Source organism: Agrobacterium pusense (assembly GCF_013285525.1).
GTDB lineage: Bacteria > Pseudomonadota > Alphaproteobacteria > Rhizobiales > Rhizobiaceae > Agrobacterium > Agrobacterium pusense.
Window position 1 is genome coordinate 1,508,307 of the sequence record NZ_CP053857.1, and the last position, 14,381, is coordinate 1,522,687.

The 14,381-nt window shown below is 59.7% G+C and carries 11 protein-coding genes; all 11 read left to right on the forward strand.

Going from position 1 to position 14,381, the window contains the following annotated elements; all coding sequences use genetic code 11:
* Positions 1-191 precede the first annotated feature (191 nt).
* The gene (locus tag HQN82_RS20540; RefSeq protein ID WP_486598865.1) at positions 192-1,220 is read left to right on the forward strand and encodes an ABC transporter substrate-binding protein; all 1,029 of its coding nucleotides are present in this window, start codon (positions 192-194) and stop codon (positions 1,218-1,220) included.
* 113 nt (positions 1,221-1,333) lie between these two features.
* Positions 1,334-2,359 (forward strand): ABC transporter substrate-binding protein, encoded by a 1,026-nt coding sequence (locus HQN82_RS20545; protein ID WP_173615758.1) that lies wholly within the window; start codon positions 1,334-1,336, stop codon positions 2,357-2,359.
* A gap of 85 nt (positions 2,360-2,444) precedes the next feature.
* Entirely contained in the window at positions 2,445-4,676 is a 2,232-nt protein-coding gene (locus HQN82_RS20550) for an ABC transporter permease (RefSeq protein WP_173615759.1), read from the forward strand.
* Entirely contained in the window at positions 4,673-5,734 is a 1,062-nt protein-coding gene (locus HQN82_RS20555; RefSeq protein ID WP_173615760.1) for an ABC transporter ATP-binding protein, read from the forward strand. Before HQN82_RS20550 ends, HQN82_RS20555 begins: the two co-directional genes overlap by 4 nt.
* A 306-nt stretch (positions 5,735-6,040) precedes the next feature.
* Entirely contained in the window at positions 6,041-7,078 is a 1,038-nt protein-coding gene (locus tag HQN82_RS20560) for an NAD(P)-dependent alcohol dehydrogenase (protein WP_173615761.1), read from the forward strand.
* Positions 7,079-7,452: 374 nt separating this feature from the next.
* On the forward strand, positions 7,453-8,337 hold the full coding sequence (locus tag HQN82_RS20565; protein WP_144576926.1) for an AraC family transcriptional regulator: 885 nt from the start codon (positions 7,453-7,455) through the stop codon (positions 8,335-8,337).
* 97 nt (positions 8,338-8,434) lie between these two features.
* Positions 8,435-9,346, forward strand: a complete 912-nt coding sequence (locus HQN82_RS20570; RefSeq protein WP_004438208.1) for an ABC transporter substrate-binding protein — start codon at positions 8,435-8,437, stop codon at positions 9,344-9,346.
* A 71-nt stretch (positions 9,347-9,417) separates the two neighbouring features.
* Positions 9,418-10,920, forward strand: coding sequence for a sugar ABC transporter ATP-binding protein (locus HQN82_RS20575; protein WP_173615762.1), 1,503 nt, complete (start codon positions 9,418-9,420; stop codon positions 10,918-10,920).
* Positions 10,910-11,887 (forward strand): ABC transporter permease, encoded by a 978-nt coding sequence (locus HQN82_RS20580; RefSeq protein ID WP_065654941.1) that lies wholly within the window; start codon positions 10,910-10,912, stop codon positions 11,885-11,887. Before HQN82_RS20575 ends, HQN82_RS20580 begins: the two co-directional genes overlap by 11 nt.
* 39 nt (positions 11,888-11,926) lie before the next feature.
* A complete protein-coding gene (locus HQN82_RS20585) occupies positions 11,927-12,658 on the forward strand; it encodes an SDR family oxidoreductase (protein ID WP_004438213.1) in 732 nt (243 codons plus the stop codon).
* Between the two features lie 89 nt (positions 12,659-12,747).
* Positions 12,748-14,358 (forward strand): FGGY-family carbohydrate kinase, encoded by a 1,611-nt coding sequence (locus tag HQN82_RS20590; protein ID WP_173615763.1) that lies wholly within the window; start codon positions 12,748-12,750, stop codon positions 14,356-14,358.
* The last annotated feature ends 23 nt before the right edge of the window (positions 14,359-14,381 follow it).

A 14,381-nucleotide genomic window follows, 5' to 3' on the forward strand; every position in this document is an offset into this window, starting at 1 on the left:
CCATCATAGGCATGGTGGCGGCTATCTTCAAAGGTTCGCTGGTTATCTCTCCTGTCATAATTGTAATATCTGTAATCTTGTTCGGCAGTGCGGTGAAAGATTGGTAACCATTCTTCGATTGCGGTGCGGACAGGATGTGACATGCTGTTGATGGAGACTGGAACGGGGAGGTTCCAGGCAGGGAGGCATAATTGAAAGCATTGACCGCACTTGCGGCGAGCATGGTCCTTTGGCTGTGCGGCGCAGGGCATGGCATGGCCGAGCCGAAGTTGAACGTCCTGTGCGGCGTCGATGAGGCCTGGTGCGTGACCATGCAGCGGGCATTCGAAGCCAGGACCGGCCTTGAAATTTCGATGGTTCGCAAAAGCACCGGCGAAATTCTCGACCAGATTCGCGCCGAGCGATCCCATCCGACCGTCGACGTGTGGTGGGGCGGCACCGGCGATACTCATTTGCAGGCAGGTTCCGAAGACCTGCTGGACGAATATCGGCCCGCCAATCAACAGGATCTGTTGCCCTGGGCGCAGAACTTCAATGCGATGTCCGGGTCGAAATCGGCTGGAATTTATGCTGGCGCGCTCGGTTTTGCCTATAATTCGGAACTGCTTGCCAAAAACAGCTTACCCGCACCCACCTGCTGGAAGGATTTGGCCAAGGACGTCTATCGTGGCCATATCCTGACCGGCAATCCGAACTATTCCGGCACGGCCTTCACCATGCTCGCCACGTTGGTGCAGCTGTTCGGCGAGGAAGAAGCCTTTGGTTTCATGACGAAGCTGAACCTCAATGTCGTGGGTTATACCAAGGTCGGTTCGGCACCCGTCAAGGCAGCGGCGCGGGGTGAGGTTCTTATCGGGATTTCCTTCATGCATGATGCCGTCACCCAGAAGATCGAGGGTTTCCCGCTGGTCATCGTCGCGCCCTGCGAGGGCACCGGCTACGAGATCGGAGCGGTCAGCATTGTCAAGGGCAACCACAATACGGCGCTTGCGCAGACCTTCGTGGAATTTGCGCTGAGCCCTGAAGGACAGGAAACCGGCGCCATAGCCGGCCAGAACCAGGTGCCGTCCAACGCCCGGGCGACATTGCCGCTGACGGCACCTGATATATCGATGATCAAGATGGTGGATTACGACTTTGCCACCTTCGGCCAGCCGGAAGAGCGAAGTCGATTATTGAGCCGCTTCGACAGCGAGATTCACCCGAGCCAGACCCAGTAGGGCCAAATACCAAAACCCCGAAAAGACATCACGCGCGCCACAAGGTGCCGCGACCGGCAGCGCCATGTCTGCGCGTGACCCGAAATTCAGACGCAAGCTACAGGAGGATAACCATGCGACTGACGATACTTTCCACTCTGCTTTTTGCCGGTACGGCACTGAGCGCCGTTTCCGCGCAGGCGGCCGGCGAACTGAACCTGATCTGCTCGGCCGATGTCGTCATCTGCGAACAGATGAAGGGTGATTTTGAAAAGTCTCATGACATCAAGGTCAATATGGTGCGCCTGTCTTCGGGCGAGACCTATGCCAAGGTGCGCGCGGAAGCCCGCAACCCGAAAACCGATATCTGGTGGGCCGGCACCGGCGACCCGCACATGCAGGCAGCCTCGGAAAACCTGACGCTCGAATACAAGTCGCCGATGCTGGATCAGTTGCAGGACTGGGCGGTCAAGCAGGCGGAAAGCACGGGTTACCGGACTGTCGGCGTTTATGCCGGTGCACTGGGCTGGGGTTACAACACCGAGATATTCAAGTCCAAGGGTTACAAGGAGCCAAAGTGCTGGGCCGACCTTCTGGCGCCGGAACTCAAGGGCGAAATCCAGATCGCCAATCCGAACTCTTCGGGTACCGCCTATACCGCGCTTGCCTCACTGGTGCAGATCATGGGCGAGGATCAGGCCATCGATTACCTGAAGAAGCTCAACGCCAATATCTCGCAATATACCAAGTCCGGCTCGGCACCGGTCAAGGCGGCGGCGCGCGGCGAGACGGCGCTCGGCATCGTCTTCATGCATGATGCGGTGGCCCAGACTGCGGAAGGTTTCCCGGTCAAATCAATCGCTCCGTGCGAGGGCACGGGTTACGAGATCGGCTCCATGTCGATCATCAAGGGCACCCGCAACCTCGACAATGCCAAGACCTGGTACGACTGGGCGCTGAAGCCGGAGGTCCAGTCGCGCATGAAGGACGCCAAGTCCTTCCAGCTGCCGTCCAACAAAACGGCGGAAGTGCCGAAAGAGGCACCGAAGTTCGAGGACATCAAGCTCATCGACTACGACTTCAAGACCTATGGCGATCCTGCCAAGCGCAAGGCGCTGCTGGAACGCTGGGATCGCGAAGTTGGCGCGGTCGCCAACTGATCTGAACTCCGGCGATCGGCATCCCGGCTTTTGAAGCCGGGGTGTCCGCCACTCTTTCATCGGCATGAAACAAGCGAGGTCGGCCATGACACGTGGCAATCGCAGGCTGGACATCGTCCTGGCGTTCGGGGCTTTTGCCCTCATTCTTCTTCCCTGGTATCGCATCGAAGGCGGCTTTTACAGCTTCCGCTGGCTGTCCGGGTTTTTCTCCTCCGCCAGCAATGCGCCAGGTGTGTTGCAGATACTGTCTTATGGAAAACCATGGCTGGTCGGCACTGTCATTTTCTTCCTTGCCGCATGCCTTGTCCGGCTGATCCGTGATCCGATGCGCCGGGGCGGTTTACTTGCATTCATTGGCGCTGCTGGTCTCGTCTTTCTTGCCTTGCAGGGGCTGGCCATCGGCTTTACCGGCTGGACCTGGACAATCAGCGAAAATCTTTTCGGCATGCTCGCCGATGGCCAGCCGTCCATGGGGGCGGGGGCCGTCGTCATGTCGTTCGTCTTTGTGCTTCTTTTTGCCTTCGGGCTTGCCGAACGTGGTGTCATGAAGGGCGATGCCTTTGTCGTCGGCGCCATTTCCGTTCTGGTTTTCCTCGTTGCGGTTTTTGTCTTCTATCCGATCGGCAGTATGCTGGTTGCGTCCGTTCAGGATTTTGACGGCTCCTTTAATGCCGATGGATTCATTCGCAATATCAAGGATCCCGGCATATGGAGCCTTGGCTGCGTCTTGGGTGAGGAACGCTGCGGTGTTGCCTGGCGCACGCTCTTCCTCGCGCTGATGACCGCTTTCGGTTCGACCGTGCTCGGCCTTGGCTTTGCCCTGATTGCCACCCGCACGCGCTTTCCCTTCAAGAAGGGGCTGCGGCTCCTGACGGTGCTGCCAATCATAACGCCGCCTTTCGTTATCGGTCTTGCCCTGACGCTGCTCTTCGGCCGCGCCGGCGTCGTCACCGAATGGCTTTCCTATCTCTTCGGCATTGAGCCAGGTCGCTGGCTTTATGGCATGACCGGCATCTGGATCGCGCAGGTTCTTTCGTTCACGCCCATCTCGTTTCTGGTGCTGATCGGTGTAGTCGAAGGGGTGAGCCCCTCCATGGAAGAAGCCTCTCAGACGCTGCGCGCCGACCGCTGGCGCACTTTCTGGCGGGTTTCCCTGCCGCTGATGAAGCCCGGTCTCGCCAATGCCTTTCTCATCGGCTTCATCGAAAGCATGGCGGATTTCGGCAACCCGCTGGTGCTTGGCGGCACACACGGCGTCCTGTCGACGGAAATCTTCTTTGCTGTCGTTGGTTCGCAGAACGATCCGTCGCGCGCCGCGGTTCTGGCGATCATCCTGCTGTGTTTTACGCTTTCGGCCTTCCTTGCCCAACGCTTCTGGCTGGCAGGCAAGAATTTCGCCACGGTGACGGGAAAGGGCGACAGCGGCGCGCATATCGCGCTTCCGCGTGGCCTGTCCATCGGCGTTCATGCCGTTGTCGTGCCGTGGATGGTCTTCACAATCGTCGTTTATGGCATGATCCTTGTGGGCGGTTTCGTGAAAACCTGGGGTCTCGACAATTCCCTCACCTTCGACCATTACCTGCGCGCATTTTCCGTGAGTTTCTCCAACGGCTCCATCGCGTGGACCGGCGTTGCCTGGAACTCGTTCTGGACGACCATGAAGATCGCGCTGATTTCCGCTCCGCTCACCGCCGCAGTCGGTCTTTTGACGGCCTATATCATCGTGCGGCAGAAATTTGCCGGGCGGAACCTGTTTGAATTTGCGCTGATGATGAGCTTTGCCATTCCCGGCACAGTCATCGGCGTCAGCTACATCATGGCCTTCAACCTGCCGCCGGTGGAAATGACCGGCTCGGCGCTGATCCTGATCGCCTGCTTTGTGTTTCGCAACATGCCGGTCGGTGTGCGCGGCGGAATCGCGGCGATGAGCCAACTCGACAAGAGCCTCGACGAAGCCTCGCTGACGCTGCGGGCCAACAGTTTCCGCACCATTCGCAAGGTCATCCTGCCGCTCCTGAGGCCCGCGATCACGGCGGCACTGGTCTATTCCTTCGTGCGCGCCATCACCTCCATCAGCGCCGTCATCTTCCTCGTCAGCGCCGAATACAACATGGCGACGTCCTACATCGTCGGCCTCGTCGAAAACGGCGAATATGGGGTTGCGATTGCCTATTCCTCCATGCTGATCGTGGTGATGATCACCGTCATTGCCGGCTTCCAGTTCCTCGTTGGCGAGCGTCGGCTGCGGCGCGAAAACCGCGTCGCTGGCCTACCATCCGCTTCCCCCGTTCCTCTTGCCCAGGAGAAAACCGCATGATTTCCGTTAAGCCCGGCTCCGTTACCTTCAAGAATGTCCGCAAGACCTTCGGTGCTTTCACCGCCATACCGGACCTATCGCTCACCATCGAACCAGGCACTCTGGTAACCCTGCTCGGCCCATCCGGCTGCGGCAAGACGACGACGTTGCGCATGCTGGCGGGCCTCGAACACCCGACGTCCGGCCGCATTCTCATCGGCGATCAGGATGTCACGATGCTGCCCGCCAACGAGCGCGATGTCTCGATGGTCTTCCAGTCGTATGCGCTGTTTCCGCATATGACGGCGCTCGACAATGTTGCCTATGGCCTGCAATCCTCCGGGCTACGCAAGGCGGAAGCGTGGGAAAAGGCGGAAGAGGGGCTGAAGCTTGTCGGCCTTGCCGGCATGGGGCATCGCCTGCCTGCCGAACTTTCCGGTGGGCAGCAGCAGCGTGTCGCGGTTGCCCGTGCTCTGGTGCTGGAGCCGCAGGTGCTGCTGCTGGACGAACCTCTTTCGAACCTCGATGCCCGCCTTCGCCGCCGCGTCCGCACCGAAATCCGTGAATTGCAGCAAAGACTTGGCTTCACTGCGGTTTACGTGACGCATGATCAGGATGAGGCGCTCGCCGTCTCCGACCGCATCATCGTGATGAAGGATGGAGAGATCGCCCAGTCTGGCGCCCCGCGCGAGCTCTATGAGGCTCCAGCCTCCGCCTTCATTGCCGATTTCATGGGTGAGGCGAATGTCGTGGGCTGCGAAGTGGTAAGGCTGGATGGACCGGACGCAATGGTCCGCGTTGGGGGCATCGATTATCGGCTTTCCGCAGGCAACGCCAGACTGGGGCCGGCGAAGCTTGCGGTCCGCCCGGGCTCGATTTCAATCGGTCAGCCCGGGGGGCAGGGGGTTGCTGGGCGGGTGCTGCACAGCGCCTATCTGGGCGGCCACGTGGAATATGAGGTGGAAACCGAGATCGGCACGCTTTTCATCATCGATCATATGGCGGAAACCGGCCTGCCGCCGGCAAGCGACGTCACACTCGGCTTCAGGAACCGCGGTATCGCTTTGATCCAGGCCTGATCCCCAGGCAAGCCAGATGCGGTTCCGGCCTGCTTCTGCCTGTCGACGCGCGGTCAGCACGCCGCATTCCAGATCGCCGCCGTGCCGGGCGAATAGCTCCGGCAGACGAATCAGTCCTCATGTCCGGCTCGGGAAAGGACACGACATCGCGCCAGTGATGAGAAATTGCAGGCTCCTCGATACAGTTTTTCCTGTGTGAAGAAAAACCGGTTGTTCCGGCGGATTTCTGTTTACTTTTGCCGAGGTTGCGCGCCATCACGCTGACTGAATTCGCTGCCAGGCGTATCGCAAACCACGGAGGATCAGATGAAGGCACTGGTGCTGGAAGAAAAAGGGAAGCTCGCGCTCAGGGACTTTGACATTCCCGGTAAACTCGGACCGAAGGATGTGCGTATCCGCACCCACACGGTCGGCATTTGCGGCTCCGACGTCCATTATTATACACATGGCAAAATCGGACATTTCGTCGTCAACGCCCCGATGGTGCTCGGGCACGAGGCCTCTGGAACGGTGATCGAAACCGGCGCCGAGGTAACGCATCTCAAGGCTGGCGACCGTGTTTGCATGGAGCCGGGTATTCCCGACGCAACGTCGCGCGCGTCGAAGCTCGGCATCTACAATGTGGATCCGGCCGTCCGTTTCTGGGCGACGCCCCCTGTGCATGGTTGCCTGACGCCGGAAGTCATTCATCCCGCTGCTTTCACGTACAAGCTGCCGGACAATGTGTCCTTTGCCGAAGGCGCCATGGTGGAGCCCTTTGCCATCGGCATGCAGGCGGCGCTGCGTGCCCGCATCCAGCCGGGCGATGTCGCCGTGGTAACAGGCGCCGGTCCGATCGGCATGATGGTGGCGCTTGCCGCGCTCGCGGGCGGCTGCGCGAAAGTCATCGTCGCCGATCTTGCCCAGCCCAAGCTCGATATCATCGCCTCTTACGATGGCATCGAGACCGTCAATATCCGCGAGCGCAACCTCGCCGAAGCGATCGCTGAGGCGACGGACGGCTGGGGCTGCGATATCGTCTTTGAATGCTCGGGCGCAGCCCCTGCCATTCTTGGCGTTGCAGCCCTCGCACGACCGGGCGGCGCAATCGTGCTCGTCGGTATGCCGGTCGATCCGGTTCCGGTCGATATTGTCGGCCTTCAGGCCAAGGAACTTCGGGTCGAGACGGTTTTCCGCTACGCCAATGTCTATGATCGCGCCGTGGCGCTCATCGCATCCGGCAAGGTCGATCTGAAGCCGCTGATTTCTGCGACCATTCCCTTTGAAAATAGTATTGCCGGTTTCGACCGTGCGGTGGAAGCGCGGGAAACGGACGTCAAACTGCAGATAGTAATGCCGCAATAAGTGCCAGACATTAGCTCGCTGATGCATAAGCGGCGAAACGTGCGCGGAAAAGTATAAGTAGGGCCTGCCTGTGGCAGGCAGGCCCTACTCCAAAAATTCATCACAGATCGCCTCCTGTTGAGAATTGTTTGGGCGCATCACGGCAAATTGAGCAAAAAAAACAGGCTCTCCGCAACGTTGACTGTCAATCACGTTGAGGCACTATTCAATTTCTGGCAAAAAACAGTCAAAAAAGTATCGGTAATTTCTCCGGCGTGATGTGGATGTTTAGCCGCGGCCCGCCCTATGCTCCTCATCAACGCCTGGGACGAGCCATAAAGAGGAATGGCTTCGCTTCGCAAATGCGGCGGACGTGACTGATGGGAGGAACCATGATGCAGCCCGATCTGGAACTGGTGCACATCCGCAAGGGCGAATCTTTCGCTGCCTGGCGGCATGGCTATCCGTTCCGTACCGTGCGCTGGCATTATCATCCCGAATATGAAATTCATCTGGTCGTCGCGACGTCAGGCACCTTCTATATCGGTGATTTCGTCGGCCGTTTCGGCCCCGGCCAGCTTATCATGACCGGCCCCAATCTCCCCCAGAACTGGATCAGCGAGATCGAGCCGGACGAAATCGTGCCGACACGTTCCCTCGTGATCCAGTTTCCGGAGAGCTTTATCGAAGATGCCTGCGCCTCCATGTCCGAGATGGAAGTGGTGCGCGCGCTTCTGGATCGCAGCCGCCGCGGTATTCTCTTTGACGACGAGACGAGCGATCGGGTCCGCCCGCTGATCCTGCGGCTCATCGAGGCGCAGGGGCTGACGCGTCTGGCGCTTTTCTGGGAAATTCTTGATCTCTTGGTCAATGCGCCGACATCCGAGGTGCTGGCAAGCCTGAGCTACGAGCTTGATCTGACGGGCATTGGCGATAGCGGCATAAACCGCGCCTTGTCGCATCTGCGCGAGCATCTGACCGAACAGGTCGAGGAAATCGATCTGGCCGACATGGTGGGCCAGAGCCCGAGCGCCTTCTCCCGGGCCTTCAAGCGCCATACCGGCACGACGCTGGTGCGCTATCGCAATCAGTTAAGGATCGATCTTGCCTGCCAGATGTTGCTGGCGGATCAGGATGTGAAGGTGGCCGAGGTCTGCTACGATGTTGGCTTTTCCAATCTTTCCAATTTCAACCGGCATTTCCTGAAACTCAAGGGAATGTCACCGTCGAGGTTCCGAACCATTTTTGCGGCCCAGAAGGCAGCTGTTATGGCGGAGTAAACCAGCGACACATCGTCGATTTTTACCAATTCGGGCAGAGGTCTGCCCGGAAACGGGCACTTGTTGCCCCAACTTTCCTAATGGGAGGAAGAGTGAGATGAAAATGAAATCCAAGTTTCTGATGGCGACAGCCGCAATTGCAATGATGGCCGCTCCGGCGCTGGCGCAGGAAAAGCTGAAGATCGGCATGACCTTCCAGGAGCTGAACAACCCCTATTTCGTGTCGATGCAGGAAGCGCTGAAGGAAGCTGCGGCAAGCATCGGCGCTGACGTTGTCGTGACCGATGCCGGCCACGACGTGGCCAAGCAGATTTCCGACGTTGAAGACATGCTCCAGCAGAAGATCGACATTCTGCTTCTCAACCCGACGGATAGCGCCGGCATCGAAGCCGCGGTGCACGCTGCCAAGGCTGCCGGCGCAATCGTCGTTGCAGTTGACGCCAACGCCAATGGCCCGGTCGACACCTTCGTCGGCTCGAAGAACCGTGACGCGGGCTACAAGTCGTGCAAGCATCTCGGTGACGCGCTCGGCGGCAAGGGTGAAGTCGCGATCCTCGACGGTATCCCGGTCGTGCCGATCCTTCAGCGCGTCGAAGGTTGCAAGGCAGCTCTCGCCGAATTCCCCGAGATCAAGCTGGTCGATACACAGAATGGCCGTCAGGACCGCTCCGTCGCTCTGGGCGTCGTTGAAAACATGATCCAGTCGCGTCCGAACCTCGCCGGTATCTTCTCGGTGAATGACGGCGGTGCCATGGGCGCTCTGGCTGCGATCCAGGGTTCCGGCAAGGACATCAAGCTGACCTCGGTCGACGGTGCTCCGGAAGCTGTGAAGGCGATTGCTGAGGGTGGTCCCTTCATCGAAACCACCGCGCAGTTCCCGCGTGACCAGGTTCGCGTTGGCCTTGCCATGGCGCTCGCCCAGAAGTGGGGCGCTCGGGTCGTGCCGAAGGAAGTCCCGATCGACGTTATGGTCGTCGACAGCAAGAACGCCGGCGAGTTCAGCTGGTAAGAACTCCTCCCAAGCCCCGTCCCCATCTCGTATGGGGGCGGGGTTAAATCCCGACCATTGAGGAGGGTGAAATGCTGGAACTGAATGGAATAAGAAAAAGCTTTGGCAAGATCGAAGTCCTGCGTGGCGTCGACCTTGAGGCGCGCGCCGGCGAGGTGCATGCGCTTCTGGGCGAAAACGGCGCCGGCAAATCGACGCTGATGAAAATCCTGTGCGGTATTTTGCAGCCATCCGAGGGAACGATCCGCATTGACGGCAAGGATCGCCGCTTCGCCAATTACGATGAGGCGATTGCCGCCGGTGTCGGCATCGTGTTTCAGGAATTCAGCCTGATCCCTTATCTCAACGCCGTTGAAAACATGTTCCTCGCCCGCGAAATCCGCGGGCCACTGCGCCTTCTGAACAAGGGCGCGATGCGCAAGCGCGCAGCCGAAATCATGGGCCGGCTCGCCGTGGATGTACCGCTCGACGTGCCGGTGCATCGCCTGTCCGTCGCCCAGCAGCAATTTGTCGAAATCGCCAAGGCCTTGTCACTGGATGCCCGCATCCTGATACTGGACGAACCCACCGCCACGTTGACGCCTTCCGAGACGGAGCACCTTTTCAAGGTCATGCGCGAGCTGCGCCGGCAAGGCGTCGCGATCATCTTCATTTCGCACCACCTCGAGGAAATATTCGAGATCTGCGACCGCATCACCGTTCTGCGCGATGGCGAGCTGATCGGCTCTTGCCTGACGTCGGAGGTCGACAATGACCGCCTGGTTGAAATGATGGTCGGCCGGCGCATCGAAGCCAGCTTCCCGCCGAAGCCGCAACTCGATCCTTCTGCCGCAAAGGTGATTGAAGTCGAGGAGCTGCAATTGAGGAAGGGCGGCCCTGTCTCGCGTTTCGCGCTGCGCAAGGGCGAAATCCTTGGTTTTGCCGGGCTCGTTGGCTCAGGCCGCACGGAAACAGTTCTCGCCATGCTCGGCGCGCATTCCGCGACGCGCCGCAAGATCAAGCTCGATGGCGTCGATACGCGTTTTTCCGGCCCCGATGATGCGCTGATGCGAGGCATCGGCCTGCTGCCGGAAAGCCGCAAGGAGGAGGGACTGATCACCAGCTTCTCCATCCTGCAGAACATCTCGCTCAACAATTACGGCAAATACCGCAAGGCGCACTGGTTCCTCGATCTCAAGAAGGAACTGGAGCACACGACAAAGGCCATGGCGCAGGTGCAGGTGAAGGCACAAGGGCCTTACGCCCGCGTCGACACGCTGTCCGGCGGCAACCAGCAGAAGATCGTTATCGCGCGCTGGCTGAACCACGACATGCGCGTGCTGATCTTCGATGAGCCGACACGTGGCATCGATGTCGGAGCGAAGGCAGAAATCTATTCGCTGATGCGCGAATTTGCAGCGAGGGGCCATTCGATCATCATGATCTCCTCGGAACTGCCGGAAGTCATCGGCATGTCCGACAGGGTCTGCGTTTTCCGGTCCGGCGGCATCGTCGCCACGGTCGAGGGAGACGACATCAATTCAGAAACAATAATGACAAACGCCACCACCGGGAGAGTTGAACATGTCGCTTGATGCAAACACCGGCGTTGCCGCGAAAACGGGCGGTTTCAGTCTCAGTGCCATGCTGCGATCGCCGCTCGCCCTGCCGCTGGCGGGTCTTATCGTCGTATCGATCCTCATGGGGCTTGCGAGCGACAATTTCTTCAGCCTCAACAACATCATGAACGTGTTGCGGCAGGTTTCCGTCGTTGGCATTCTGGCCGTCGGCATGACTTTCGTCATTCTGACCGGCGGCATCGACCTGTCGGTCGGGGCGGTCATGGCGCTTATCGGAACGCTGTCCGCTGGCCTGATGGTGAACACCGGCCTCTCGCCTGCAATTGCGCTGCCGGCCGGCCTGTTCATCGGTCTCGGCATCGGCATCTTCAACGGGGCGCTTGTCGCCTGGGGCAAGATGCCCGCCATCATCGTCACGCTCGCCACCATGGGCATGGCGCGTGGCCTTGGCCTTATCTATTCCGGCGGCTATCCCGTCAGCGGTATTCCGAGCTGGATTTCCTGGTTCGGTGTCGGCCGTATCGGTGTGGTTCCAGTCCCTGTCGTCATCATGGTGGCGATCTACGCCATCGCCTGGGTGCTGTTGCAGCGCACCGCTTTCGGCCGTCACGTCTATGCGCTCGGCGGAAACGAACTGGCAGCCCGTCTTTCGGGCGTGAAGACCCAGCGCGTCAAGCTTGCCGTCTATGGCATCTCCGGCGTCACGGCAGCATTTGCCGCACTGATCCTCACCGGCCGCCTGATGAGCGGTCAGCCCAATGCCGGTGTCGGCTTCGAACTCGATGCTATCGCGGCCGTTGTTCTTGGCGGCACGGCCATTGCCGGCGGCAGGGGCCTCATTCTCGGCACGCTCATCGGCGCGGTGCTGCTTGGCATTCTGAATAACGGCCTCAACCTGATGGGCATCAACCCCTATCTGCAGGATGTCATCAAGGGCGGCATCATTCTGCTGGCCATCTATATCGGGCGCGAATGGCGCTGAGCCGGCCCGGAAATATCTTCATAAACGCAGGAGAATTAAATGTCTGAATCGCTGCAAGGCAAGATTGCGGTCATCACCGGCGCCGCATCCGGCATCGGGCTTGCCACCACAGAAGCGCTGTTGGAACAGGGCGCGACCGTGGTCATGGTCGACTGGAACGAGAAAGCCTTGAATGATCTGGTCGCCAAGCTCGGCGACCGCGCCATCCCGCAGGTCACCAATCTGCTCGATGCCGACAGCTGCAACGCGATGATCCCTGAGATCCTCAAGAAGGTCGATCATATCGACATTCTCTATTGCAACGCCGGCACCTATATCGGCGGCGATCTTACCGAGACGACGCCGGAAGCCATCGACAAGATGCTCAATCTCAACGTCAACGCCGTCATGAAGAATGTTCATGCCGTCGTGCCGCACATGTCGGAGCGCAAGACCGGCGATATCATCGTCACCTGCTCGATTGCCGGCCACTTCCCGACCTATTGGGAGCCGGTCTATTCCGGCTCTAAATGGGCGATCACCAGCTTCGTGCAGGGCATGCGCCGCCAGATGATCCCGCACGGCGTGCGCGTTGCGCAGGTCTCCCCCGGCCCGGTCGTTTCTGCACTGCTGGCCGATTGGCCGGAAGAAAACCTCCGCAAGGCCAAGGAATCGGGCAGCCTCATCGATGCAAGCGAAGTGGCCGATGCCGTTGTCTACATGCTGACACGCAAGCGCACCGTCACAATCCGCGACATGCTGGTCTTGCCGACCAACTTCGACCGCGTTTAAAAAATCCCTGGGCGGCGGAAAGACCGGACACGGTCCCGCCGCTCAATCCTTTCCAGCATCGGATGATCCCCCTCCGAGGAGTATCGCAAATGGCTTCCTATCTTGTTGGCGTCGATGTCGGGACCGGCTCGGCGCGGGCCGGTGTTTTCGACGTCTCGGGCAAGCTTCTCGCCACCGCCAAGCGTCCGATCAGCATGCATCGCGAAGATGGCGGCATTGCCGAGCAATCGAGCGCGGAAGTGTGGCAGGCGGTTTGCGACAGCGTCCGGGAGAGCGTCTCACGCGCTGGTATCGATCCTAACGATGTTGTCGGCATCGGTTTCGATGCCACCTGCTCACTCGTCGTTCGCGGGCCGGACGATGAGACCCTGCCGGTTGGCGCTGCCGATCATCCCGAACGCGATATCATCGTCTGGATGGATCACCGTGCCGTTGAACAGGCGGAGCGCATCAATGCCGGAGAACATGCGGTTCTCAAATATGTCGGTGGTCGCATCTCTCCCGAAATGCAGACGCCGAAGCTTTTGTGGCTTCGGGAAAATCGACCGGATGTCTATGCCCGTGCTGAACACTTCTTTGACCTGACGGATTTTCTCACTTGGAAAGCCTCCGGTGCACTTGATCGATCCGCCTGCACGGTCACCTGCAAATGGACCTATCTCGCCCACGAGAACCGCTGGGATTCGGAATATTTCAACGATATTGGCCTTGGCGATCTGGCGGAACAGGGCTTCCGCCGCATCGGTGAAAGCGTCGTCCATCCGGGCACGGCGCTCGGCACCGGTCTGACGGAAGACGCCGCAAAGGCGATGGGGCTGGTCGCAGGCACCGCCGTTGCTGCGGGCCTGATTGATGCCCACGCCGGCGGCGTCGGTACGGTTGCTGCGGGTGGCGATGCTTCGAAATGCCTTGGTTATGTTTTCGGGACCTCGTCCTGTACCATGACGACGACAGCCGAACCCGCTTTCGTGCCTGGCGTCTGGGGACCTTATTATTCGGCCATGGTTCCCGGTGCGTGGCTGAATGAAGGCGGCCAGTCTGCTGCCGGTGCGGCCATCGATTATCTGGTTCAGCTACATCCGGCAGTCCCCGAAGCGAAGGTGCTTGCTGAGAAGGATGGCAAAGCCTTACCGGTCTGGCTTGCCGACCGCGCCCTCGGCCTTGCCGAATCCGCGTCCGCCGCAGCAAAGCTTGCAGAGGATTTTCATGTGGTGCCGGAATTTCTCGGCAACCGCGCACCCTTCGCCGATCCCCATGCCCGCGCGGTCATTGCCGGGTATGGCATGGAAACCGGGGTGGATTCCCTTGTCGGGCTTTATGTGGCCGGGCTTCTCGGCCTTGGTTACGGGCTTCGTCAGATCATCGAAACGCAGGCACGCAACGGCGCGCCGGTGGAAACCATCAGCGTCAGCGGCGGTGCGGGTGCTCACCCGCTTGCACGGCAGTTGCTGGCCGATGCGACCGGACTTCCCGTCGAATTGACCGAATGCGAGGAGCCGGTGCTTCTGGGTTCCGCCATGCTGGGTGCCGTCGCCGCAGGGACTTATCCGAACCTGATGGCCGCGATGCCGGCAATGTCGCGTATTGGCAGCAGTGCAACGCCCGATCCTGGTTTTCAGAGGGTTCACCAAGCGCGTTACGACGCGTTTCTGACGCTGCAAAATGCGGCCCGCGCCATTCGTTCCGCCAGCCATTCCTGAGCGCCGTCAAAATTAGATCATCC